Genomic DNA, 25,652 nt, shown 5'->3' on the forward strand with positions numbered 1-25,652 from the left:
CAATTGAACTTATTCTTCATCTTTTTTGTCTTCAGCAGGCGGTAAATCCTTCACTGCTTCAGCAATCAGACCAAACATATAGTTACCGTATGCATTGGTTTTGTCGTAATGGAAACGTAAACGAGGTGTTATACGTGTCTTGATTTGACGACTTAACTCATGGCGTAGGAAACCAGATGCTTTGTTTAACACATCTAAAGTTTCTTTATTTGCCGCTTCGCTTTGTTCATCACCAAGTTCACGACCCATTACAGTCACATAAACTTCAGCATAACCTAAGTCTGGGCTCACCTTCACCGCAGAGATGGTCACAAGACCACCTAAGCGTGGATCTTTTAGCTCCTGACGAATCAGTTCAGAGAGTTCTCTCTGAACTGTATCAGCCATACGCTTAAGACGTTGACTACCCGCCATTAAAGACTCCGTTTAATCAGTTGAACATCGTACACTTCGATTTTATCAAGTGCTTTAATGTCTTTATAACCTTTCACCGCAAGACCACATTCCATACCGGCACGAACTTCTTCAACCACTTCTTTATAGCGACGAAGAGACTCAAGCTCACCTTGGAACACAACCACGTCATCACGAAGGACACGAATTGGTTTGTTACGATGTAATACACCTTCAAGTACCATACAACCTGCAGCTGCACCGAATTTACTTGAGTGGAATACTTCACGTACTTGCGCAACACCCAGAATTGTTTCGCGATGTTCAGGCGCAAGCTTACCGCTCATTGCTGCTTTCACATCATCGATCAATTGATAGATCACTGAGTAGTAACGAATATCAATGCTGTCTGCATCTGATTTTTGACGCGCTGCGTTATCGGCACGAACGTTGAAACCAAGAAGAACGGCTTCAGAAGATTCCGCAAGGGTCACGTCTGATTCAGTGATTGCACCAACACCAGAACCAATGATACGTACTTTCACTTCATCCGTTGCAAGATCAGCAAGTGCAACGTGTAATGCTTCTAATGTACCGCGTACATCAGTTTTAAGCACTACGTTCACGATAGGCACATCTTTCTTGCCCATAGACGCCATGATGTTTTCAAGACGCATTGCAGATTGACGTTCCAGACGTTTTTGACGTTCACGATCATTACGTGCATCAGCCACTTCACGTGCTTTTTTCTCGTCATTGACAACAAGAACTTCGTCACCTGCCATTGGCGCTTCTGGAAGACCTAAGATTTCAACTGGAATCGAAGGACCTGCAGATTTAATACGTTGACCGTTTTCATCTGTCATGGCACGAACGCGACCATAAGATGAACCTGCAAGAACAAGGTCACCTACTTTAAGCGTACCGTTTTGAACAAGAATCGATGTTACCGCACCACGGCTGTTATCAACACGTGCTTCGATGACAACACCTTGTGCAGCACCTTCTTCAGACGCTTTAAGCTCAAGAAGTTCAGCTTGAATAGAGATCAAGTCTAGAAGTTCATCGATACCTGCACCTGTGTGCGCAGAAACCATTGCCACAGGAACGTCACCGCCCCATTGTTCAGGCACGATTTCTTTGGTGGTCAATTCATTCAATACGCGATCTGGATCAGCTGATTCTTTATCCATTTTGTTGATCGCAACGATGATTGGCGTACCTGCAGCACGTGCATGGTCGATTGCTTCAGCAGTTTGTGGCATTACACCATCATCCGCTGCAACAACAAGCACCACGATATCAGTCGCTTTTGCACCACGTGAACGCATTGCAGTAAATGCCGCGTGTCCCGGAGTATCAAGGAAAGTGATGATACCTTTATCAGTTTTCACATGGTATGCACCGATGTGCTGCGTGATACCACCCGCTTCGCCTTGTGCCACTTTCGCACGACGGATACGGTCAAGAAGCGATGTTTTACCATGGTCAACGTGACCCATGATCGTAACAACAGGTGCACGAGTAGATTGAACACCACGTGCCTCTTCAGCTTGCTCAAGTAAGTTGTCTTCTGCATCAGTTTCAGATACGAGAACTGGGTTATGACCCATTTCTTCAACAATGAGCGCTGCAATTTCTTGATCGATCGCTTGGTTTTGTGTAACCAATTCACCCATTTTCATGAGTGATTTAATCACTTCGCGAACTTTGATCGCCATTTTTGCTGCTAAGTCAGCAACAACAATGGTTTCACCAATTTCAACATCGTAAACTTGTTTTTTAACAGGTTTTTCGAAGCCGTGTTTGTTTGAAGAACTTGTTTTCAAACCACGTTTAGGCTGTTTGCTAAAGCTTTGCTCTTCCTGACCGCGACGACCACCTTTTTTCGGTGCGCGTGCAGTTGGGGTATTGGTACCACGTTTAATTTCGCGGTCTTCTTTTGCAAATGAATCTTCATATGCTTGACCAACAAGGCCGGCAGCAAGTGGAGAATCATCAACCACACGAATGGTTGCAGTCGTATCTTCAGACGTATATTTCGACGCCATTTGACGCATTTGCTCAAGCGTACGCTGTTGCGCTTCTTCAGCAGATTTACGACGTGCTGCTTCTTCCACTGCTTTTAATTTTGCAGCTTCCGCTTCACGTGCTTTTTTCTGTTCAGCAGTTTCAGCTTGCTTCACCGTTTGTTTTACAATCGGTTTGTTGTTTGACTTACGTGTTACAACAACAGCAGCTTTCGATACTTCTTGTTTCTCACTGGTTTGTTTCGCAGCAGCACGCATTGCTTCTAACGCTTTGCTTGCGCCAGAAGATTGTGCTGGAGTCGCTTTAGGTTCAGCTGCTTTTTGCTCAGTTGCACCTTTAGCTTGATCAGCTTGTTTTGCTAAAGCTTCTGCTTTGATTTGTTCTGGGTTTGGCTTAGTAAATGTATGCTTCTTGCGAACTTCTACATTAATAGTCTTTGCCTTACCTGAAGTACTCGCAACTTTTGCGGTACTGGTCGTTTTACGTTTCAACGTGATCTGTCCTGCATGACCTTCTGAACCTTGTGATTTTTTCACATGGCTCATTAGGTTATCTTGTTGTTCGGGGGTAATAATATCGTCAGCTTTACGCTGTGGTAAACCTGCCTCACGAACCTGCTCTAGGAGCTTCTCAACTGGACGACCCACGCTGAGGGCTAACTCTTTAATCGACTTGTCCGTCATATACTACCTCCTAGTTAAACCATGATTCGCGCGCTTTCATAATGAGTTGACCTGCTTTTTCAGCATCCAAACCTTCGATATCAGAGATATCATCAGTTGCTTGATCTGCTAAATCATCAACTGTAACTACACCATGAGCTGCTAGAGCTTGCGCGATCTCTACTGTCATGCCTTCCATTGCAACAAGTTCTTCACTTGGCGCTTGTACGTTTTCTTGCTGTTTTAATGCATCAGCAAGTGCAACTTCTTTTGCACGGCTTTGCAGTAGTTCAACTAGTTCAGCTTCAAGTTCAATTTCTTCGAACGTTTCAGCAGGTACGTATGCGATTTCTTCAAGCGACGTGAAGCCCATTTCTACGAGTGCCATTGCTAGATCTTCAGCAATATCAAGACGTGTTACAAACATGTCTAAATATTTTTGAGCTTCGCTTTGTTGGCGCGCGTAGTATTCTTCTTCTAACATCATGTCTAGCTTGTAGCCAGTCAATTCAGATGCTAAACGAACGTTTTGACCTTGTGAACCGATCGCACGAGCCAATTGATCACTCGTTGCGAAAATGATGTCTGCTGTATGTGCATCTTCATCAATCACAATACTTGATACATCAGCTGGTTCTAAAGCGCTTGCGATGTACTGTGCAGGATCATCAGACCATACCACCACATCAATACGCTCACCGTTTAACTCAGATTGTACCGCTTGGATACGTGTACCACGCATACCAATACAAGCACCGACTGGGTCAATACGATGGTCATTTGTTTTCACTGCAATTTTAGCACGCACACCCGGTTGACGAGCAGCGGCTTTAATTTCAATGATTTCTTCTGAGATTTCAGGAATCTCTTTCTTCATCAATGCAATCAGCATTTCAGGCTTAGCACGCGACAATAATAATTGCGCGCCACGACCTTCACGGTTCACATTGTAAAGAATGGCACTTACGCGTTGCTTCGGACGAAGAATTTCTTTTGCAATCATTTCTTCGCGTGCAAGATACGCTTCTGCATTTTCACCTAAGTCAATAATGAAGCCATCTTTGGTTTGTTTTTTCACTTCACCATAAATGAGTTCACCGACTTTAGATTCATAAGCATCGGCAACTAAAGCACGTTCAGCTTCACGGATCTTTTGTACGATCACTTGCTTGGCAATTTGCGCTGCAATACGACCGAAATCAATTGATTCAACTTCTAATTCACGAATATCACCGATTGACCATTCAGCAGGATCTACATCTGTGATCGCATCTTGGCACGCTGGCATTTCGTGATCTTCATCAGCTACCACTTCCCACTGACGGAAAGTACGGTAGTCACCTGTCTTGCGATCGATTTCCACACGTAAACGTGCTTCTTCCGAATGCGTACCCTCATAGAATTTCTTCTTGGTCGCTGCTACTAAAGCTTGTTCTAGCGCTTCGAAAATTGCTTCACGAGGTACACCTTTCTCGTTACTAACCGTTTCAACTACGGTAAGAATTTCACGTGCCATGAGTCACCTATTCGTTCAGATTCTTATTAATTGAATTAATCTTGGTAGATCAAATTTGCTTTATCGATATTGTGACTGTCGATATCCAAAATTTGTTGCTGTTCCACTTCCACTTGAATCATTTCATTTTCAAGGTCTACAGACACCAATTTTGCTTGAAACTTACGACGGTTTTCAACCGCACTAATCAAACGTAATGCAACCGTTTGACCGATATAAGCTTGCAATTGATTGAGCTGGAAGAATGGACGATCCCAACCTGGTGAAGATACTTCTAAAGCATATTCGCCTGAGATTGGATCATGCACGTCAAGCATCGCACCGACTTGCTGTGTTACACGTACACAGTCTTGTACGCCAATGCCACGCCCTTCTTCGACTTCGCCTTCTTCGTTTACAACAGGTTCAGCACCCGCTTCAACAGGACGGTCGATATAAATACGTAATAAAGAACGTTTACCTTGAGGAATGAATTCAATTCCCCATAAATCTACGTCGCAAGCTTCAACTGCAGGTGCAATTAAGTCTTGGAGTGCTTGAGTTTTACTAGATAGCTTCATTTACTCTCGTCATCAGGTGCGATTTATGATCTATTTGACCACTACAAACCAATCAAAACTATAGTAGTAGTGAAACATGGAGATTTGACCAAATAATGTCGACACTACACGATAGCCAATAAAAAAGGGCGAAAATCGCCCCAATTACTGCACAACTAGAACTTTTTCAAATTCCACTGTGCAAAAAGGCCCACCATAGTTGTGAGCCTCTTTTAGAAACTTGGTAGCGGGAGCTGGATTTGAACCAACGACCTTCGGGTTATGAGCCCGACGAGCTACCAGACTGCTCCATCCCGCATCAACGTGCAAAAATTATATACAATAAACGAGAACTTTTCAATCAAAACCACGTTCATGCACATATTTGTTATAAGTCACTGAAAATTGGTAGCGCGAGCTGGACTTAAACCAACAAGCTTCGAGATTTTATCAAGTGTTGAGCCCGATGAGCTGAAAACTTGTTTAAATAACGAATTTTACACTTTCCAAAAGTGGTAGCGGGAGCTGGATTTGAACCAACGACCTTCGGGTTATGAGCCCGACGAGCTACCAGACTGCTCCATCCCGCATCAGCGTACAAATAACATTTCAGTTTAAGTCTCTAAACTGCTTTCAAAGTTTGCATCTTCAAAAGATTGGTAGCGGGAGCTGGATTTGAACCAACGACCTTCGGGTTATGAGCCCGACGAGCTACCAGACTGCTCCATCCCGCAACAACATGCAAATAACTCTTCTCAACTTAAACACTGTTTAAGCTGCCTCTTTAAAGTTTGCGTCTTTTAAAAGGATTGATTGGTAGCGGGAGCTGGATTTGAACCAACGACCTTCGGGTTATGAGCCCGACGAGCTACCAGACTGCTCCATCCCGCAACAACAGAAGTTTTTTTCAGCTGCTAACACCAACTTAAATTTCTGGATTATAAGTTGGTGCGGAAGGGGGGACTTGAACCCCCACGCCCGAAAGCACTACCACCTCAAGGTAGCGTGTCTACCAATTCCACCACCACCGCAGCTGTGTCGCATTCTAATCGCATCATGTGCAAAAAGAAAGCCTTTAAACGAACTTATTCACCACCCTTTGGTGCAGTTGGCGAAGTTTCATTCGATTGAGCCGGTGCTGACGTTGTAGAAGAAATAGATTTTAGACTATAAGCATCCGTCGTTTCTTTCTTGGCAAAAATCGCTAACGTCAAACTTGTGACAAAAAACAATGCCGTTAAAACAGCAGTTACACGGGTCAAGAAATTACCTGAACCTGATGCACCAAACACGGTTGCAGCACCACCACCACCGAATGAGGCACCTGCATCCGCACCCTTACCATGCTGAACTAAGATCAAACCAATCATTAGAACTGCCAAGATAATATGTACGACTAGCACAAAAGTTTGCATGCTGAACTCCTCATTATTGTGTATTTGCAAATGCTTGAGCAATTTGATGGAACGACTCAGCATTGAGTGATGCACCACCCACCAATGCCCCGTTGATATCAGGGCAGGCTGCTAACTCTACTGCATTTTCAGGTTTTACACTACCGCCATATAAAATCGCCATCGTTTCTGCATAACCGGTAATTTGTTTTAAGCCTTGGCGAATTTGCGCATGCATAGTTTGTGCATCATCGGGTGACGCAGTTTTGCCTGTACCAATTGCCCAGATTGGCTCATACGCAATGACAATATTCTGCCACTGCTCAGCCGCAACGACAGCGGCAATATCACAAACCTGTTGCAATACCACAGCTTCTGCTTGCCCTGCTTCACGTTGCTCTAGACTTTCGCCCACGCAATAAATTACGGTTAAACCTGCATTTAACGCATTTTGAATCTTTGCATTCAAAATAGCCGCGTTTTCAGCAAAAATTTCACGACGCTCTGAATGTCCAACCAATACATACTGAATACCGTAATCCGCTAATAGCTCTGCACTGACCTCACCCGTATATGCGCCTGTCGCTGAAATACGAGACAAATCTTGGGCAACAGTATGAACAGCACGACCTGCAGTTTTTAATTCAGCTTGAGTTTGCAACAAAGCAATCGAAATCGGTGCGACACCCAAAATACATTTTTCTTCAGCAATGGGCGCGCGCTCAAGTAATTTTTTAAAATCACTGATTAACTTCAATGCATCTGCTTGTACTGGATTCATTTTCCAGTTGCCCACTACCCAAGGGGTAATCGTCGACACCGACATATATAACCTATTTAACTGACAAATCTTAAATTGGGCACATTCTACACGCAATTCTCATTTGATAAGAATAGTTTTCTTATCGCATTTATTCAGGATAGACTATTCAAGTTGGTGATTTTTTGTTATCACTTAAAATAAATGGGGATTTCTTCTAACTGGTTCAAACTTTTCTTGAACTTGAAGAAGATAGAAATACGTTAAAGTATGGTAATTTTAACCAACAGACGTATAATTTTAATAAAGCAATTAAAACAATTTGATTCATAGGCATACTTAAGCATGACAGCACTTCAGGGATCTATCCGATTTACAGGTTTTATTCGTCGTATTGTCGATGAGGGTCTTTTGTCTGCCGAACATATGCAGGCCGCTTTAATTAACTCCAAACGCGATAAAGTCGATATCGTGCCGTACTTGATTGAGCACCATAAAATTTCAGCAGCAATCATTGCAGAAAAAATTTCGACTGAATTTGGTGAACCTTTATTTGATATTAGCGCCTATGATCCGGCACAAATTCTACGCGATGAAATTGATGAAAAACTCATTACCAAGCATCGCATGCTGCCAATCTTTAAAAATTCCAGCATTTTATATATTGCCACCAGTAATCCGACCAATGTTGAAGCTGTGGATGCCGTTCGTTTCGCCACAAAACTCAATATTGAAACCATTATTGTTGAACACAACAAACTTGAAAAACTAATAGAACAAAACTTTGCTGAAGAAAGCACTTTCGATTTTGATGACGATTTTGACCTTGATGTTGATGTCGACACTTCTGATCCAAACAAAGAAGAAGATACAGACAAAGGCGATGAAGCTCCTATTGTAAAATACATCAATAAGTTATTGATCGATGCCATCCGCATGGGCGCATCAGATTTACACTTTGAGCCTTATGAAAAGATTTATCGTGTCCGTTATCGTGTCGATGGTGTATTGCGTCAAATTGCTACTCCGCCACTACAATTAGCCAATCGTCTTTCATCACGCTTAAAAGTCATGTCACAAATGGATATTTCTGAAAAACGTGTGCCTCAAGACGGTCGTATTAAATTAAAACTTTCCAAAAATAAAGCGATTGATTTCCGTGTGAACTCATTACCAACGCTCTTTGGTGAAAAGTTAGTATTACGTATTTTGGATCCATCCAGTGCGATGCTCGGCATTGATGCCTTGGGTTATGAACCTGATCAAAAAGAACTGTTTATGCAGGCTTTGGATAAACCGCAAGGAATGCTACTCATTACGGGTCCGACGGGTTCTGGTAAAACGGTTTCTTTATATACGGGCTTAAATATTCTCAATCGTGAAGATACCAATATTTCTACTGCCGAAGATCCAGTGGAAATTAACTTACAAGGCATTAATCAGGTTAACGTTAATAATAAAGTTGGTTTAACTTTCTCTGTCGCATTGAAGTCTTTCTTACGTCAAGATCCAGATATTGTCATGGTCGGTGAGATTCGAGACTTAGAAACAGCCGAAATCGCAGTTAAAGCGGCACAAACTGGACATATGGTGATGTCGACACTGCATACCAATAGTGCGCCAGAAACCTTAACGCGTTTACGTAATATGGGTGTGCCCTCTTTTAATATCGCGACCTCGGTCAATCTTGTGATCGCACAACGACTCGCACGTCGTTTATGCTCGCAATGCAAAAAACCAGCAGATATTCCAAAACAAAGTTTATTGGAAATGGGCTTTACCGAAGAAGACCTCCAAAATCCAGAGTTTCAGGTCTATGAACCCATTGGCTGTAGTGAATGCCGAGAAGGTTATAAAGGTCGTGTCGGTGTGTATGAAGTCATGAAAGTTACACCAGAAATTTCAAGAATTATTATGGAAGATGGCAATGCAATTGAGATTGCCGAAGCTTCCGCTCGTGCAGGTTTTAACAATTTACGCCGATCAGGTTTATTAAAGGTTATGCAGGGGGTGACTTCTTTACAGGAAGTCAATCGTGTGACCAGCGAATGATCAGGCGCTTAAGCTAAAATAAGGATAAACACATGGCAGTAGCGAAAAAAGGTCAAATGATGCCGACCTTCGTTTATGAAGGGGTTGATCGTAAAGGGGTAAAACTCAAAGGTGAATTGCCTGCACGTAATATGGCATTGGCAAAAGTCACCTTACGTAAACAGGGTATTAGCATTAAAACCATTCGAGAAAAACGCAAAAATATTCTTGAAGGTTTAATGAAAAAGAAGGTCTCTACCTTAGATATTACTGTCTTTACTCGTCAGTTAGCGACCATGATGAAAGCCGGTGTACCCTTAGTGCAAGGCTTTGAAATTGTAGCTGAAGGCTTAGAAAACCCCTCTATGCGTGAAGTAGTTTTGGGCATTAAAGGTGAAGTGGAAGGTGGTAATACTTTCGCTGGTGCACTGCGTAAATATCCTCAGTACTTTGATAAGCTTTTTTGTTCTTTGGTGGAATCAGGTGAGCAGTCAGGCTCACTCGAAACCATGTTAGATCGTGTTGCTATTTATAAAGAAAAGAGCGAGCTATTAAAGCAAAAGATTAAAAAAGCCATGAAATACCCCGCGGCTGTTGTGGTCGTAGCTATCGTGGTGACGATTATCCTCATGGTGAAAGTGGTTCCCGTATTTGAAGAACTCTTTACATCATTTGGTGCCGACCTACCCGCATTTACCAAAATGGTCGTCAACATGTCACAGTGGACACAAAAATATTGGTTCCTACTGATTATCTTTATTGCGCTTGTCATTACTGCCTTTTTGGAAGCAAAAAAACGTAGTAAAAAATTCCGTGACTTCTTAGATAAAGCTGCACTTAAAGCACCTATTTTTGGTGATTTGGTCTATAAAGCGATTATTGCGCGTTATAGCCGTACTTTAGCCACCACATTTGCTGCCGGTGTACCGTTAATTGATGCCCTTGAATCGACTGCTGGTGCAACCAATAACTGTGTTTACGAAGATGCGGTGATGAAAATTCGTGAAGATGTAGCAACCGGTCAACAGTTGCAATTTGCCATGCGTGTGACCAATAAATTCCCCTCAATGGCCATTCAAATGGTCGCGATTGGTGAAGAATCAGGTGCACTTGACTCTATGCTTGATAAAGTTGCAACCCATTATGAAAATGAAGTCGATAATGCGGTTGATGGTCTCACCTCGATGATGGAACCTCTTATTATGGCGGTGCTTGGTGTCCTTGTCGGTGGCTTAGTGATTGCAATGTATCTACCAATCTTCCAAATGGGCTCTGTGGTTTAATGCACGATTTACTCTTATATTTAACACAAACCCCAACTGCTCTGTATCTTGTGGTTGGGATTTTTAGTTTATGTATCGGCAGCTTTTTAAATGTCGTGATTTACCGCACACCGAAGATGATGGAGCAAGAATGGCGTATCGATTGTCAGCTGTTTTTGCATCCTGAACACCCCATTATTGATGAAGCCAAACTGAGTTTAAGCAAACCGAACTCTACCTGTCCAAAATGTCACAACCCAATTCGTTGGTATCAAAATATTCCGGTGATCAGTTGGTTAGTTCTACGTGGGAAATGTGGAAATTGTCAAAATCCGATTAGTATACGTTATCCATTCATTGAAGCTTTAACTGCAGTCTGCTCACTGATTGTCGTGGCGGTATTTGGTCCTACGCTTCAAATGCTGTTTGGCTTGATCCTCACTTATGTATTGATTGCACTCACCTTTATTGATTTTGATAGTCAGCTACTGCCTGATCGCTATACCCTTCCTCTTGCTGCACTTGGTTTAGGTATTAATAGCTATGCCATTTACACCACACCCACTATGTCAATTTGGGGATATATCATCGGCTTCTTATGCCTGTGGGTTGTGTATTACCTGTTTAAAATTATTACCGGCAAAGAAGGCATGGGCTATGGTGATTTCAAACTCTTAGCTGCATTAGGTGCATGGATGGGACCGCTCATGCTGCCCCTTATCGTGCTGTTATCTTCTTTGGTTGGGGCAATTATTGGGATTATTTTACTCAAAGTCCGTAAAGAAAATCAGCCTTTTGCATTCGGTCCTTATATCGCGATTGCAGGTTGGATTGCCTTTCTTTGGGGCGAACAAATTATGAAAGTTTATTTAGGACAATAAGTTGAAGTTGATTATTGGTCTCACCGGTGGAATTGGCAGTGGCAAGTCTGCGGCAAGTCGTTGGTTTGAAAATCAAGGCATTGTGGTGGTCGACGCAGATATTGTCGCACGAGAAATCGTGGATATCGGGCAGCCTGCTTTGGTTGAAATTGCGAAAACCTTTGGTGAGGACATTTTGCTGAATGACGGCGCTTTAAATCGAAAAGCCTTACGCGAGATTATTTTTCAGTCGAGTGATGCGCGGCAACAACTCGAAGCGATTACCCACCCTGCCATTCGTACCTCGATTATTCAACAGCTCAATGCTGCTCACAGCCCGTATGTGATTTTGGTGTCGCCGCTTTTATTTGAAACCAATCAGCATGAATTAACCACACGCAATTTACTGATTGATGCCTCGGTTGAATTACAAATTGCGCGTGCTACACAGCGTGATGGTCAAAATATCGAACAGATTGAAAAAATCATAGCAGCGCAAATGCCACGTGAACAAAAGCAACAGCGTGCTGATGATATTGTTTTAAATGACGGTCAGCTAGCGCATTTATACGCGTCCTTAAGGATCTTGCATGAAAAATATTTAACACTTGCTCAAGCTTAAATACAAAAAAAGCAGTCTTATTTAGACTGCTTTTTTTGTGCTGCAAGCTGCGCTTCTAAGCTATCTTTCCGACCAATCCAGCGCCAAGGCTGTAATGCCCCAAACGCCATACCGACCAAGCCACAAATCATTGCAATACTTAATGACTCACCTAAAAGTGGTACTGCCAAAATCGCGGCAATAAAAGGCGCTAAGTTCGTCACACTGCCCGCTTTAAATGCACCAAGACGTTTAATCGCTTCGACATAGGTAAGCGTTGCAATGATCACCACAAAGATACCGTGAAATAAGGTTTGTGATAAAAGATGAACAGGGTCTGGCACTGACAAGTGTTTGGGTAAAAACAACAGATAAACCGGGATATAAACCACAGCAGACCAAATCGCGACACTACACATCGCTTGCCATGCCGACAGTTGATATTTACGCAGTAAGACGGTGAAAATTGCCCACAAAATAGCGCTGATAAAAAACAGTAGGTCGCCAATACCAAACGCTACGCCCGTTTCCCGATACATCAACACACTCATCAAACACAGCACGACAATCATAATCGCAAGGCTTGCCCAAGTATGTTTATCAAAGGCTTGTCCCATCAAAAGATAAGCCATGATTGCGGTACAAATCGGGATACATCCATTCAAAAAAATGGCAGCATGTGCTGTGGGTGCATAGTGAAATGCACTATAAGCAAACAGGCAATAAATCACGCCACCAATCATAGCGAGAATAAGCGGTTCTTTCTTCAGTAAAAAAGCAGCTTTCTTTTGATAGATTAAGATTGGCATCAAGATCGTAAATGCCAAGGCAAAACGTAATGCGACGATATCCCATGCACTGATGTTCCATAGTGCATTAAGACGTGCAGTTAAGGTAAAACCACCCCAAATACACATGGTAATTAAAACAAAGGCATAACCTTGTATTCGGGGTGACATACTCTATCTTCTGTGTTGACTATACGAAAAGCGTAACGTTAAACAATGCGTTGGCGGCACACTTCGTAAAGTGCCATACCTGTCGCCACACTCACGTTTAGGCTTTGTAAATTACCTGACATCGGAATATAAACGGTTTGATCGCATTGTGACTGGGTAATTGGACGCAAACCTGTATCTTCGGCACCCATCACGACACAAACGCCTGTACCGGTGAAATCAAACTGATGAATCGGCAATGCTTTTTCATCGAGCATGGTACCCACCACACGCACATTAAAATCATCTTTCATTTGACCGAGTGTACGTGCCAAATTCGTGACTTGAATAAACTTCACTTTTTCAGCGCCACCCGCAGCGACTTTACGTGCTGTTGGGGTTAAAGTCGCAGAACGATCACGCGGTGCAATAACAGCTTCAACGCCCATTGCAGCCGCAGTACGAATACATGCGCCTAAATTATGCGGATCGGTAATATGATCAAGTGCCAACAATAAAGCTTGAGGATTTGCAGTGAGCAATTCTTCAAGATCTTTTTCATTTAAAATTGGATTGGCACGTACAGCAGCGACCACACCTTGGTGAAACGGCTGACCTGCCAATTTTTCCAATTTATCGCGGCTGGCTTGTTGCACACTAATACCAAACGGTTCAGCCAATTCTAATACGCGTTTTAAGCGCTGATCATCGCGTCCTTTGAGAGTGAATAATGTCAAGACACGTTCAGGCTCAATCTCTAACAATGACTCCACTGAATGTACGCCATAAAAATATTCAGGTTTTGCCATGAACGACCTCTAAATTTAATTTTCATTCAAAAAAGAAAAATCCCGTAAAGCTCACTTCACAGGATTTCTGTATAAGATCTAGTTTAACCGATTCACACACAAATTTGTTGTTCGGTTTTAACTCATCATTGCAAGATGCTTAACCTTCGAAATGGCACACGTAATCGAGTACGTCATCTGTTTCGATTTTGAAGAAGCTATCACCTGCCACATAGAAAGATTGACCGGCACGGAACAATTCACTCTCAGTGTTATCGCCAATGATCACACGGCATTCACCTGAAATAATTTCCATACGCTCAGGTACACTTGTTTTAAATGTCAGTGCTGTTTCTGTTGGCAAAATAACCCCTAAGGTTTTTTTGGTGCCATCTTCAAACTGAACAATATGGCTAATACACAAACCGCCAAAATATACATTCGATTTTTTTACAACAGATACATGATCAAACTGAGCTGACATGTGAATTCTCCAGATAAAGCATTTTGTAATAATTTGATGGTTGTAGTTTAAATGTGCACCAACAACTAATCAATCAAAGTTTAGGCAGTGTGAATGAAATTTTCAATCACCCTTTAGTCGCTATTTTTTACATTGTTTTTATACAGATGCAGAAATTATAAAGTTCGATTGCAGCTGCAAAATTTGCTTTATATTGCCGAATATTTTGATCAAATCAAGTGTAAATTTGCAACCAAGCAAATGCTCGATTTTTTCATCTTCAAACTACTTCTTTGCTACAACAAATTCATAATTTTTACTTTCATCAACCATGAATTGCCTGAAATAATCATGTATAGATCGGATTGAATTAAGATAGAATGAAATTGATTCACCTGATTTATAATGATAATGGTGTTGTGATCCATATTTTGGGTCATGCTATTGAATTCAAACTTTTCGCAGCTCGGATGCGTTTATGCTGACACATTTAACTCTGATCAACTTTGCTTTAGCTGAACATTTGGCGATTGACATCGATAAAGGTTTTAACGTTCTGACCGGTGAAACGGGTGCAGGAAAATCCTTATTACTCGATGCCCTTTCTGCATGTTTAGGGGAACGAACGGATACCAATTATGTCCGTTATGGATCAGATAAAGCCGATGTGACGGCAAGTTTTAGCTATCAAGACAGCAGCCCTGAAGCCCTTTGGCTAAAAGAACATGAGTTAGATGATGAATCGCGAGAGATCCATTTACGTCGAGTCATTTTTGCCACAGGTCGTAGTAAAGCTTGGATCAATGGCCGACCAAGCAGCTTGTCTGAACTCAAAGAAATTGGACGACTGTTGGTGCAACTGTATAGTCAGCACAGCCAACAACAATTATTAGAACCACCTTATCCACGACGTTGGATTGATCTGTATAGTAATTTTTATGCGCCTGCTCAAGACGTGCGTCAAGCTTACAACGCTTGGCAAAAAAGCATTCGTCAGCATCAAGCGGCCTTAGATGCACAAGCGACCCGTAAGCAACGTATAGATACTTTAGAGTTACAACTTGAAGAACTCAGCGATGTCGTACAAATTGATTATCAAGAAATTGAACAAGAGTTTGATCGACTATCGCATCATGAAGCCATTATGCAAGACTGTGTCTATAGCCTGAATGGTTTAGACGAAGCTGAACAAAATATCAATCAAGAAATCGGCTCCATTATTCGTCGTCTTGAAAGTCATGCCGGACGGAGTGAATTGCTCGCTCAAATTCACACCTCTTTATTGAATGCACAAAGTGAAATTGAAGATGCGACTTCAAGCCTACGCCATTTCATGGATCGCCAAAGTTTCGACCCTGAACGTATGGAAGAACTGAATGCGTCACTCGAAATTTTCCACCGGTTAGCCCGTAAATATCGTACTCAGCCTGAATTACTCAAACAAGAATTTGAAACATGGCAAGCCGAACTTGAGCAATTGCATCAGCTTGAAGATCCGGAAACATTGGCTGAGCAAGTCAATCTTTCCCATGAAGCATTTTTGGCTGCCGCACAACATTTGGATCAGATCCGCCGTGAAGCTGCCATTCCATTGGCAAAGCAATTAACCGACCAAGTCAAACAATTGGCATTGCCTGAAGCGTTCTTTGAGTTCAAATTCGAAGCGTTGGATGAACCATCAAGCGAAGGTTTAAGTAATATTCAATTGCTGTTTACTGCCAATAAAGGTATGCCGGCACAACCGCTTGCCAAAGTGGCATCGGGTGGTGAATTGTCACGTATTGCTTTGGTCATGCAAGTGATGAATGCAGAAAAAACCGAAGCTGAAGTCTTGGTCTTTGACGAAATTGATGTCGGTATTAGTGGCGGTACGGCAGAAATTGTCGGTCGCCTATTGGGTGATTTAGGACAACACGTACAAATTCTGTGTATTACCCATCAGGCACAAGTTGCAGCACAAGCTGACCAACATTTATTGGTGCAGAAACGTCAGACTGATCCTGCAAGCAGTACCATCTATGAGTTAGATGAAGATCTACGTATTCAGGAACTTGCCCGTATGACTGGTGGTGTAGAAATTAGTGAAACGACCTTGCAGCATGCACGCCAATTACGCCAACTCAAATTTCAACATGCATAAAAAATATCAATTTCGTCACAAAAAACAGTTGGTGAATTGAGCAAGCTCAGTTAAGTTAAGCAAAACAGATGCAAAAATATTGACGCAAAGAATTTGATTTTAAGGAGAATTACTCAGGTGCCTAAACAATATCTGACACACCGTTGTCTGATTGCTCCACCAGAAATGAGTGACGATTTTTTTGCAAATACAGTCATTTATTTGGCACGCCATGATGAAGACGGCGCACAAGGAATTATCATTAATCGCCCTTCAGGTTTACAAATCAGAGAGTTACTGCATGATTTGGACATTGAAGCAGACCATGTCAATCCCCATGCTGTTTTGCAAGGCGGTCCCTTACGTCCAGAGGCTGGCTTTGTACTCCACACCGGACAACCGACTTGGCATTCATCCATCGCTGTCGGTGAAAATGTCTGTATTACGACATCTAAAGACATTTTAGATGCCATCGCGCATAATGAAGGCGTCGGTCGTTACCAAATTGCCCTCGGCTATGCGAGTTGGAGCAAACATCAACTTGAAGATGAAATTGCACGTGGCGATTGGCTGATTTGCGAATCTGATATGGATTTGATTTTTAATTTACCTTATGACGACCGCTGGGATGCCGCTTATAAAAAAATGGGCGTAGACCGCACATGGTTGTCTTCTGAGATTGGACATGCCTGATATAAATGCGCCACAGATGATTATGGCGTTTGACTTTGGTACACAAAAAACCGGAATGGCAGTTGGACAATCACTGATTGAAAGTGCCAATCCACTGGCTTTATTTCCGATGAAAGATGGCATTCCAAATTGGGATGAGTTGCTAAAGATTGTAAAGCAATATCAACCGACACTATTTTTGGTCGGTTTACCGCTCAATATGGATGACACAGAATCCGAGCTGTCGACACGCGCACGTAAATTTGCCCGTCGTTTACGCCATCAAACCAATATTGAAACCTTGATGGTCGATGAACGTCTGACGACTCGTGAAGCGCGTCATGAATTGGATCATTATCAAGCGCAAGGACGCGGTAAAAAAATCTCTGCCGATAGTATTGCCGCAGCGTTATTTATTGAAAGTTGGTATCGTAATCCCCAAGGTGTAAAACCTTAAAGTAAAAAAGCATCCTAATGGATGCTTTTTTATTGCCAACTGATTATTTCTTTTCTTCAATATGAATGGTTGCCGTACGCCCTGCAACAAATGCCAATTCATTTTTTGGCACTTCATCCAAGACAATTTTTACAGGCACACGTTGGGCTAAACGTACCCAACTAAAGGTCGGGTTCACATTAGCAAGTAAACCAGAGGTCGTAGTCCGTTCACGGTCTTCAATCCCTGAGGCAATCCCTTGTACATGACCCTTGAATGTCTTTGAATCTCCCATCAATTGAATAGTCGCAGGTGCACCAATATAAATTTTATTCAACTTGGTTTCTTCAAAATAACCCACCACATAAAGTTGCTGACGATCGAGCAAGGCGGCAACCGCTTGACCGACTTTGACATAATTACCAGCGCGTAACTCAAAGTTAGACAATGTACCATCGGCAGGTGCGACCACTTCGGAGCGATTCATATTTAAACGTGCCAAATTCACCTGACTTTGTGCCACTTCAATTAAAGCTTTTTGCTGCACAATATTGGCTTTGGCTTTTTCAATCGCTGCTGCCATTTGATCATGTTCTGCAGAAGATTGATCACGCTGTGCCAACATTTGATCTTGTTCTTGTTTTGAAATTGCACCATCCATCAAACTTGCATAACGATTGGCATTTTTCTCTGCCAAGTTTAAAGTGGATTGAGAGCGCTCAAAATCTGCTTTGCTTTGCATCAACACCGCTTCAGCTTGAGCTAAGCCTGCTTTGGCTTTGGCTAAATCGGATTTGGCTTCTTCAACATCAAGGCTTTGACGTGCTACATCAATTTTAAATAACGGCTGCCCTTTCTTCACGGTCTGGTTGTCATGTACCAACACATCGGTCACCAGACCCGAGACATCTGAAGAAACTTGAATCACATCACCACGTACACGACCATCACGTGTCCACGGTTCAGCATTATAGTAATTCCAAAGATGTCGAATCACGATAATCGCGATTACTGCAACCAACACCAACAAGATTGGACGGACATATTTTTTTAAATCGACAGCTGTCATGTTTACTTTCCTCAATATTTACAGATGTGCAGGTTCATTTAAAGAAATGCCCAATGCACGCCGCCCAAAATCACGATATATACAGATAAATAGAAGATGCCCGGCATCGCAATCCAATCTTGATCCACCCAGCGATCAATGACTTTCATCAAGAGATGCAAAATGCCATAAGCAATCAGCGCCTGAATCAGCAAAATTGGCACATAAATGCCATAAATATTTAGTTCGCCCAAGATGTTGCCTCATGCTTTGCCAAGGTTTGTACCATTTGCACATGACACAAACTGCTTCCGATATTATTTAAAGAGATACTGAGTCGCTGTATCAGCTCTGACGTTTGCATGTCGATTATGTGATCTTGTATATCTTGTAAATGCTGCACCACATCTTTTTGCATGTGCTCAATGACCAATGCTTGAGATTTACCTTCAAATAAAGTGGCGAGCTTGCCTTGTAAAGCGGCAATCGACTCTTGAAGCACGGCATCATCAATTTTTTCTGAAATTTCTTGCAAACGTGCCAAATCGACCACTGCACTGCTTTCAATTAATGCCAAATCAATGTGTTTTTTAACCTGTTCCGATTGAACAACTTTGGTGTTGAGAATGCCGATTCGATCCAACATGCCGCGTAAATGAATGCGTAATTGCAAACCATATGGAATCGAAAGCGCTTGGCTTAAAGACTTATAGTGCAAAGCTAAAATGCGTTTTGCCGTGATGTCGGGTGACATCGCACGCACCAAATGGATGATATAGACCGCTAAAATCGGTCCCATAATCGTCGCGATTGTCACATCGAAGAAAAAGACCTGATCTAAGACATAACGGTTTTGAAAGTTCAAACCCATCACCACACCCATCAATAATGGCAATGCCAAGCCGGTTAAAGGCGGATGAGGGAATAACAACAAGCAATAAATAATGAACGGTGCGAGTACAACCACCAACTGCCAAAAGGCAGTCACATGTGGAAAGATCCCAAAGGCATAGATAAACACCACAAATGCGGCATATATATTGCCGCGAATAAACATTTTTAATGCAGGAACAGGGTTATCCATTGCAGTTAAAATACAAGCACTAATGGCTGCCATTTCGGCAAACATAAAGCCAGCTTTCCAACCACTGAGAATCCATAAACCCGATGAAATAAATACCACCAAACATGCAGAAATCCCACCACGCAATGCCACACCATGGTCACGATGTAAATTAGGATAAGACGTCGTAATGGGCGTGACACTTTCAGGAAGACTTGAATCCCCGTGTTGAATCCGTTGCCAAATGACTCGAATCGCGCGGATATTTTGAATGAAATGACGAATGTCCATTTTTAGGCTTGCCAAAATAACCTGCTGCGCGGGCATTGCCTGCTTTGACATTAGTTCAAATGTGGCATAAAAATGTGTCGGTAAAGCGTTGAGTCGTTGTTCATCAATTTGTTGTTCTTGTTCTAGAAAAGCTGAGATTTCGCTATACAAGTGTTGCAAGGTATTGCGATAAGTCACATCAATTTGATCGAGCTGTTTCATCCGTTCGGACATCGCCACTAAATTTGAAATCAACAGACTGATTTGATTCAGCATTTCTTGTAAAGGTTTGGTCATCCCCTGCAAGGTTGATTTTTCATAATTCAGATGAATCGCCATAACATGAATGTCGGCAATATCTCGGGTTAAATGACTTAAAACCTGACTGTAATTAGATTTTTCATCACGTTCGATCAAGATTTGATTAAAAATCTGTTGCGTATCTTTTAGCGTTTTCCCAACACGTGCCGCCACAGCGGGACCAATATGCATCGGGAAAATTGTGGCAGTGACAATCGCACTGCAAATTACCCCAATTGAGATTTCGAGTACCCGCCCGACCGCCATATCAAACAATGATGCTGTGTCGATGTTATAGACAATATTAAAACTGATAATAACGGTGGTATATCCTGCCAGCATAAACACATAACTACGCGGAGTGCGATCGAGCAAGGAAATATATAAACAAAATCCGACACCCGTAGCTAAAACAGCACTAAAAATCCAAGGCGTATTAATAAATATAGGGGTAACAATAATAGAAACGACCGCGCCCAACAGCGTACCCAAAACACGATAGACACTTTTTGAGGTCACCATACCCGCATAAGGATTGGCAATCACAAAGACCGTACCGATTGCCCAAATGGGATAGGCCAAATTCAAAATAAAGGCGATATACAATGCCAAAATGCCGGCAATAAAAGTCTTTATCGCAAAAATCCAGTCCATTTTATTTGGACGAAATGCGAGTAAAGGTTTGATCAGCAACATATAGCGACTCTATTTGGTATGCAAAAGTACAGATTTCAGGATCAGCGCTACACACCATTTCAAACATTGAAATGATGCAAACGAGGAATACTCAACCGAATAAAAGCTGTGAAAATCTACGATATTGGGAACAGAAAGTTCTGAGTTTCAGAATAATTAAAATGAATGATTAATTATTCATCATTAGATATTTTGATTGTGGATTTTTTCAAAAATAAGCATATTTGTCAAATAAAATATCCAATCGTGAGAATATACTAAATATTTGATCGCGTTTTTCACTATTTATCTGTGCTTTTTTTAATTCATGTAGCAATACTTAAATTGCAAATATTTGAAATAGATTGATTAAATCAAATGTCTAATGCCAATGACTGGCTTTTTTTGTTATAAAGTTAGTCTTGATTTCAGATTCAATGATTAAATCCGGCAGGTTTTGAGTTATGGCACTTTCCAGTTTTGGCAAAATTTTGACGGTTCTCGATCTGTTTTCAGTCTCACGTCCGGTCATTAATGTCGATATCATCAGTGATGAACTTGGTCTGTCCAAACCTACTAGCTATCGCTATTTAAAAGAACTCGTCTCTAGCGAATTATTACAACGTTTAAGCGGTACATCGGGAGACTACACCTTAGGTTCAAAAATTGCCGTTTTGGATTTTATTTCACGAACCACAGATCCTTTGGTGCAAATCAGTATTCCGTTCATGCAAGACATGATGCATCGGACTGAGTTTTCTTGTTTACTCACCCATTTAAACTACGATTCCTGCATTGATATTCATAGCGAAGTATTCAAAAACACACTGTTTTTATCTTATGGTCGTGGTTGCCCGCGTCCAGTGTATATCGGTTCATCTGCCAAAATTATGCTGGCGTATTTACCCAAACAGGCTCAGCTTGATTATTATCAGCGTTATCAAACACAATTGACTGAAGTGGGTTTTTCGACAAGTGAAACTGACTTTTTAGATCAGATGAAAAAAATTAAAAAACAAGGTTATTATTTTTCGAATGGTGAGCTTGATCCCAATATTGCCGGTGTTTCAGTCCCGATCAAATTCTCAAGTAAAGAGCCGCCTTTGGCACTGACCTTCATTGCCTCAAAAAACCGTTTTGAGTTTGTCAATTTAGCCAAGCTCATTGATATCTTAAAAGAAAATGCACATTTAATTGAACAAAAGTTTGCTGCATTAAGTGTAGAGAATAACTCAAGCATTTAAGCAACGTAGATTAAGCTGAAGCGTAAAAATTCCGAAAAGTCAGATTAATTCGTGGCGTTAAAATTTTGCTGGATTTACTGATTTGATGCTTCCAATGCTGTTGTGTTTCACCGCGCATCACAATCAGTTGACCACTCTGTAAAAGCAAATCGACTTTGTGATGTTCAGTTTTATGCTTAAAACTCATTTTACGGGTTGCACCTAAACTTAAAGAAGCAATCACACTGGTTTTGCTATTACCTTGATATAAAGCGGCTTCATCATCACTATGCCAACCTAAACCCTGTGTGCCATTTTCATACAAGTTGGCTAGACACGAATTAAAATGTGCTCTGACTCGCTGTTCAATATGTTGTTTCAAGCGAAATAAGGCAGGTTGCCAAGGATGTGCATGCTTAATGCTTCCTGAATAGCGGTATTGAAAATGTTTATCACCGTACCAAACCACTTTGCGATCCATGACGTGATGTTTGCCAAATAAATACACATCGTCATTCTGCCATGCCAAATGTGTTAAAAAATAATTGAGATATTTTTGGCTGTCTTGCTCATTGAGAATGAGACCTAGATTTTCAACAACGCCATCATTTGGCAAAAGATTGCTTTCTAGCTCGGGTGCAAATAAATCTAAACTCATAACAACTTCCCTCGCGATTTGGCTTTACTATACTGCCATTGAGTGCCGCGATCTCACAATCAGATATTCACAATATGACTACAAGATTTATACTTGAGCAATGTGCGATTGAGGCATAGACTGAATTTAACTTTTACAATAAAAATTAACTGCTTATGGACTTATGGCAACTCTTTCAAAAGCTGCGACCTTTTGTTAGACCCTATCGTGTCTTGGTGATCGCCACTTTAATTCTGACTTTAATTGGTTCTTTCACTGCCCAAGTCAACGCTATTACTTTGCAATATGCGGTCGACAGCATTAGTAAATTACTTGAATCAGGTCAAGGACTTGAGCAAGGTTGGCATATCCTGATTACGATTTCGATCATTTTACTAAGTAAAGAAATCATTAATGCATTTGTTCAGTTTGGGCAAAAATTTTATGGCGAAAAGCTGCGCATTTTTGTCTCTCAAGATTTAGCCCAAAGCATTATCGAGAAATTTCTGAAATATCGGTTGGCTTTTTTTAACGAAGACAATAACCAAGCAGGCAAATTACAAACCCGTATTGACCGCGGTATTGGCTCACTCACACGTTTAGTTCAAATCTTTTTTATTGATATTTTACCGTTATTTACCAGTGCTTTTGTTGCATTGGGTCTCATGTACTATGCCAATGTCTATGTCGGTATGGTTGCAACTGCCATTGTGCCGATTTATTTCTGGCTGACCTTTAAACAAGCCAATAAACTGGGCGGATGGCGCCGTGGTTTACGTGATGGCCGTGAAAAAAAGAGTCAGGGAATTTTAAGTATTATCAATTCTATTACGGTCATTAAATCTTTTAACCGTGAATCGATTGAGGCTGAAAAACAGCTTGGATTACAACGTGAACTGACTGATAACCAAATGAAAACCCGTCAGATCAGTTTTGTATTTGATGGGGTAAAAACCTTTATTGAACAAATCGGTATTGTCTTAATCATTATTTTAACGGCTTATTTCGTGCTCGATGGACAAATGAGTATCGGCATGATCATGTATCACGTTTTATTATTTAACAACGTGTCTGCCCCAATTCGTTCATTGCATCGTATTTATGATGAAGTCAATGACGCGATGATTTACTCAGAAAGCTTCTTTAAAATTTTAGAAGCCGATGACGAGATTGAACAAAGCGGACAGCAAAAGCCTATTGTTCAAGGTAAATTCCAATTAAGTGGTGTCAATTTCTACTATCCAAATGGACACCATGCGCTGAAAAATATTGAGATGGAGATTCGCCCCAATAAGATTACCGCTTTGGTGGGCTTATCGGGTGCAGGTAAATCCACCTTAATCAGTCTATTGGATAAATTTTACGAACCCCAAGCCGGTCAAATCAAACTTGATGGCATCGATTTGCAAGATTATGACACCCAATATTTGCGTGATCATATTGGGCTGGTTCTGCAAAAAAATCATATTTTCCAAGGGACTGTTTTCGACAATATTCGTTATGGCAAAACCACTGCGTCGATGGAAGATGTGATTGAAGCAGCAAGAAAAGCCTCTATTCATGAGCAAATTTTGCAACTGCCCGATCAATATGATGCGGATGCGCTGCAACTTTCAGGTGGGCAGCAACAACGTATTGCTTTGGCGCGAATGTTCCTGAAAAATCCACCGATTATTTTCTTGGACGAGCCAACGGCAAGTTTAGATGCGATTGCAAGTGAGCAAATCAAACAAAGCTTGGATCAAATTAAACAAGGTCGTACGGTCATTATGATTTCGCATAGTCTGTCACAAATCATTGATGCAGATTATACCTATGTCATGAAAGAGGGTGCGATTGTTGAGCATGGTGAACATGATGCCTTATATCACCAAGACGGTGTTTATAAAGAAATTTTTGATGCGATGGCAAAGAGCCTGAACATTGAAAAGATTGCCAAAACCTTTGAAGATGATGCGGAGGAAGAAACGCATAGTTAAGTTTTGTATAAACTAAAAAGATAAATCACGCCTGAAATTGGATTCACGGGTGGTCATTCACTGCTGTCCGAGGCAGACCACCATTTTTTAATATTGTATCTGCGATGTAATGAATAACTGAGCTTTAGATGACGAGTTCAGTGAATGACAAATGCCTTTGCTTACTTTGTGCAAAAACAAAGTAAGTGATGAGCTCCGAGTCTTTTATGAATAATGACAAGACTCCGCCGAGCAAAAACCATTGATCAAATTAACGCTGAACTTTCTGTTCAATCTCTTCAATTCGGGTATGCCGTGCGTCAAAACCTTTGACCATATAAATCACCTGTTCTGAGATATTCCGTGCATGATCACCGACACGTTCCAAAGAACGTAGCACCCAAAGCACATTAATCACGCGTGTGATCTGCCTCGGATCTTCCATCATATACGTCATTAAGGTTCGCGTAGCAGACTGATACTCTCGATCAATATCGGCATCGGCATGTAAAACACGTAAAGCTTGCTCTGCATCCAAACGTGCAAATGCATCTAAAGCATCGTGAATCATGATACGGACTTGATTGCCAATATGACGCGTTTCCATATAACCGCGTGGCGAGCCGCCTTCTTCCGATAAACTTTGGGCGATACGCGCAATTTTTGCTGCTTCATCGCCAATGCGTTCTAAATCGGTATTGGCTTTAGACATCGCAATGACCATACGCAAATCAATCGCGGCAGGATGGCGACGTGCCAAAATCAACGTCAATGCTTCATCAATCTCACGCTCTAATTGATTAACTGCATTGTCTTTGAACTGGACATCGACTGACATGGTCGCATCCATTTCCAACAAAGCGTGAATTGCATTCGCGACTTGCTGCTCGACCAAACCGCCCATACTCATAAATTTGGTGTTCACATCCTGTAATTCTTCGTTAAATTGCGAAGAAATATGATGCGTCAAAACAGGGTTATTTGGACACACGATTATCTACTCCAGATCAATG

General features: G+C 41.6%; 23 protein-coding genes and 5 tRNA genes. 9 read left to right on the top strand and 19 right to left on the bottom strand.

From position 1 onward, the window contains the following. Positions 1 to 9 precede the first annotated feature (9 nt). The 11 genes from GFH30_RS11965 to tpiA form a co-directional block, all read right to left on the bottom strand. On the bottom strand, positions 10 to 414 hold the full coding sequence (locus GFH30_RS11965) for a ribosome-binding factor A (RefSeq protein WP_153372884.1): 405 nt from the start codon (positions 412 to 414) through the stop codon (positions 10 to 12). After that, the gene (infB, locus tag GFH30_RS11970) at positions 414 to 3,107 is read right to left on the bottom strand and encodes a translation initiation factor IF-2 (protein WP_153372886.1); all 2,694 of its coding nucleotides are present in this window, start codon (positions 3,105 to 3,107) and stop codon (positions 414 to 416) included. The genes GFH30_RS11965 and infB overlap by 1 nt, the downstream gene beginning before the upstream one ends. 10 nt (positions 3,108 to 3,117) lie before the next feature. Further along, a complete protein-coding gene (nusA, locus tag GFH30_RS11975) occupies positions 3,118 to 4,602 on the bottom strand; it encodes a transcription termination factor NusA (RefSeq protein ID WP_153372888.1) in 1,485 nt (494 codons plus the stop codon). A 35-nt stretch (positions 4,603 to 4,637) separates the two neighbouring features. Next, the gene (gene rimP / locus GFH30_RS11980; protein WP_153372890.1) at positions 4,638 to 5,162 is read right to left on the bottom strand and encodes a ribosome maturation factor RimP; all 525 of its coding nucleotides are present in this window, start codon (positions 5,160 to 5,162) and stop codon (positions 4,638 to 4,640) included. 221 nt (positions 5,163 to 5,383) lie between these two features. Next, positions 5,384 to 5,460 (bottom strand) — tRNA-Met (locus tag GFH30_RS11985). A gap of 194 nt (positions 5,461 to 5,654) precedes the next feature. Next, a tRNA-Met gene (locus GFH30_RS11990) sits at positions 5,655 to 5,731 on the bottom strand. Between the two features lie 67 nt (positions 5,732 to 5,798). Next, positions 5,799 to 5,875, bottom strand: a tRNA-Met gene (locus tag GFH30_RS11995). 80 nt (positions 5,876 to 5,955) lie between these two features. Then, positions 5,956 to 6,032: transfer RNA gene (locus GFH30_RS12000), tRNA-Met, on the bottom strand. A gap of 55 nt (positions 6,033 to 6,087) precedes the next feature. Further along, positions 6,088 to 6,172: transfer RNA gene (locus GFH30_RS12005), tRNA-Leu, on the bottom strand. A 54-nt stretch (positions 6,173 to 6,226) separates the two neighbouring features. Then, entirely contained in the window at positions 6,227 to 6,556 is a 330-nt protein-coding gene (gene secG / locus GFH30_RS12010; RefSeq protein ID WP_153372892.1) for a preprotein translocase subunit SecG, read from the bottom strand. A 13-nt stretch (positions 6,557 to 6,569) separates the two neighbouring features. Next, on the bottom strand, positions 6,570 to 7,361 hold the full coding sequence (tpiA, locus tag GFH30_RS12015) for a triose-phosphate isomerase (protein ID WP_153372894.1): 792 nt from the start codon (positions 7,359 to 7,361) through the stop codon (positions 6,570 to 6,572). A gap of 279 nt (positions 7,362 to 7,640) precedes the next feature. Between tpiA and pilB the strand changes: the two genes are divergently transcribed. Genes pilB through coaE form a run of 4 tightly spaced genes read left to right on the top strand, consistent with a single transcriptional unit; the run spans position 7,641 to position 12,070 of the window. Continuing rightward, complete coding sequence (pilB, locus tag GFH30_RS12020) at positions 7,641 to 9,347, top strand: type IV-A pilus assembly ATPase PilB (protein ID WP_153372896.1); 1,707 nt, start codon at positions 7,641 to 7,643, stop codon at positions 9,345 to 9,347. 32 nt (positions 9,348 to 9,379) lie between these two features. Further along, the gene (locus GFH30_RS12025) at positions 9,380 to 10,609 is read left to right on the top strand and encodes a type II secretion system F family protein (RefSeq protein ID WP_153372898.1); all 1,230 of its coding nucleotides are present in this window, start codon (positions 9,380 to 9,382) and stop codon (positions 10,607 to 10,609) included. Further along, the gene (locus GFH30_RS12030) at positions 10,609 to 11,469 is read left to right on the top strand and encodes a prepilin peptidase (protein ID WP_153372899.1); all 861 of its coding nucleotides are present in this window, start codon (positions 10,609 to 10,611) and stop codon (positions 11,467 to 11,469) included. Before GFH30_RS12025 ends, GFH30_RS12030 begins: the two co-directional genes overlap by 1 nt. 1 nt (position 11,470) lies before the next feature. Beyond that, a complete protein-coding gene (coaE, locus tag GFH30_RS12035) occupies positions 11,471 to 12,070 on the top strand; it encodes a dephospho-CoA kinase (RefSeq protein WP_153372901.1) in 600 nt (199 codons plus the stop codon). A gap of 17 nt (positions 12,071 to 12,087) precedes the next feature. Here coaE and GFH30_RS12040 read toward each other — a convergent pair whose 3' ends face one another. The 3 genes from GFH30_RS12040 to ppnP all read right to left on the bottom strand — a co-directional run bounded on the left by GFH30_RS12040 (position 12,088) and on the right by ppnP (position 14,259). After that, the gene (locus GFH30_RS12040) at positions 12,088 to 13,008 is read right to left on the bottom strand and encodes a DMT family transporter (RefSeq protein WP_153372903.1); all 921 of its coding nucleotides are present in this window, start codon (positions 13,006 to 13,008) and stop codon (positions 12,088 to 12,090) included. 38 nt (positions 13,009 to 13,046) lie between these two features. Further along, positions 13,047 to 13,796: a 23S rRNA (guanosine(2251)-2'-O)-methyltransferase RlmB gene (rlmB, locus tag GFH30_RS12045; RefSeq protein ID WP_153372905.1), complete on the bottom strand. Its 750-nt coding sequence runs from the start codon at positions 13,794 to 13,796 to the stop codon at positions 13,047 to 13,049. A gap of 139 nt (positions 13,797 to 13,935) precedes the next feature. Beyond that, complete coding sequence (gene ppnP, locus GFH30_RS12050; protein ID WP_153372907.1) at positions 13,936 to 14,259, bottom strand: pyrimidine/purine nucleoside phosphorylase; 324 nt, start codon at positions 14,257 to 14,259, stop codon at positions 13,936 to 13,938. A gap of 457 nt (positions 14,260 to 14,716) precedes the next feature. Here ppnP and recN point away from each other — a divergent pair, with 457 nt between their 5' ends. The 3 genes from recN to ruvX all read left to right on the top strand — a co-directional run bounded on the left by recN (position 14,717) and on the right by ruvX (position 17,486). Next, positions 14,717 to 16,378 carry a DNA repair protein RecN gene (gene recN / locus GFH30_RS12055; protein ID WP_153372922.1) on the top strand — a complete coding sequence of 554 codons (1,662 nt, stop codon included), beginning with the start codon at positions 14,717 to 14,719 and terminating at the stop codon, positions 16,376 to 16,378. Positions 16,379 to 16,495: 117 nt separating this feature from the next. Further along, positions 16,496 to 17,050 carry a YqgE/AlgH family protein gene (locus GFH30_RS12060; RefSeq protein ID WP_153372924.1) on the top strand — a complete coding sequence of 185 codons (555 nt, stop codon included), beginning with the start codon at positions 16,496 to 16,498 and terminating at the stop codon, positions 17,048 to 17,050. Next, positions 17,043 to 17,486, top strand: a complete 444-nt coding sequence (gene ruvX / locus GFH30_RS12065; RefSeq protein WP_153372927.1) for a Holliday junction resolvase RuvX — start codon at positions 17,043 to 17,045, stop codon at positions 17,484 to 17,486. Before GFH30_RS12060 ends, ruvX begins: the two co-directional genes overlap by 8 nt. 43 nt (positions 17,487 to 17,529) lie before the next feature. Here ruvX and GFH30_RS12070 read toward each other — a convergent pair whose 3' ends face one another. From GFH30_RS12070 to GFH30_RS12080, 3 genes are read right to left on the bottom strand one after another with little or no spacing between them, the layout of a single operon-like run. Then, the gene (locus GFH30_RS12070; RefSeq protein WP_153372929.1) at positions 17,530 to 18,534 is read right to left on the bottom strand and encodes an HlyD family secretion protein; all 1,005 of its coding nucleotides are present in this window, start codon (positions 18,532 to 18,534) and stop codon (positions 17,530 to 17,532) included. Between the two features lie 38 nt (positions 18,535 to 18,572). Further along, positions 18,573 to 18,767: a DUF1656 domain-containing protein gene (locus GFH30_RS12075; RefSeq protein ID WP_153372931.1), complete on the bottom strand. Its 195-nt coding sequence runs from the start codon at positions 18,765 to 18,767 to the stop codon at positions 18,573 to 18,575. Then, complete coding sequence (locus GFH30_RS12080) at positions 18,755 to 20,842, bottom strand: FUSC family protein (protein ID WP_153372933.1); 2,088 nt, start codon at positions 20,840 to 20,842, stop codon at positions 18,755 to 18,757. Before GFH30_RS12080 ends, GFH30_RS12075 begins: the two co-directional genes overlap by 13 nt. A gap of 443 nt (positions 20,843 to 21,285) precedes the next feature. Here GFH30_RS12080 and GFH30_RS12085 point away from each other — a divergent pair, with 443 nt between their 5' ends. After that, a complete protein-coding gene (locus tag GFH30_RS12085; RefSeq protein WP_153372935.1) occupies positions 21,286 to 22,065 on the top strand; it encodes an IclR family transcriptional regulator in 780 nt (259 codons plus the stop codon). A gap of 10 nt (positions 22,066 to 22,075) precedes the next feature. Here the strand turns inward: GFH30_RS12085 and GFH30_RS12090 are convergent, their stop codons facing one another. Continuing rightward, on the bottom strand, positions 22,076 to 22,702 hold the full coding sequence (locus GFH30_RS12090) for an alpha-ketoglutarate-dependent dioxygenase AlkB family protein (protein WP_153372937.1): 627 nt from the start codon (positions 22,700 to 22,702) through the stop codon (positions 22,076 to 22,078). A gap of 155 nt (positions 22,703 to 22,857) precedes the next feature. Between GFH30_RS12090 and GFH30_RS12095 the strand changes: the two genes are divergently transcribed. Continuing rightward, positions 22,858 to 24,660: an ABC transporter ATP-binding protein gene (locus GFH30_RS12095; RefSeq protein ID WP_153372939.1), complete on the top strand. Its 1,803-nt coding sequence runs from the start codon at positions 22,858 to 22,860 to the stop codon at positions 24,658 to 24,660. Between the two features lie 250 nt (positions 24,661 to 24,910). Here GFH30_RS12095 and phoU read toward each other — a convergent pair whose 3' ends face one another. Continuing rightward, positions 24,911 to 25,630, bottom strand: coding sequence for a phosphate signaling complex protein PhoU (gene phoU / locus GFH30_RS12100; protein WP_153372941.1), 720 nt, complete (start codon positions 25,628 to 25,630; stop codon positions 24,911 to 24,913). Positions 25,631 to 25,652: the final 22 nt, after the last annotated feature.

The organism is Acinetobacter wanghuae (assembly GCF_009557235.1).
Lineage (GTDB): Bacteria > Pseudomonadota > Gammaproteobacteria > Pseudomonadales > Moraxellaceae > Acinetobacter > Acinetobacter wanghuae.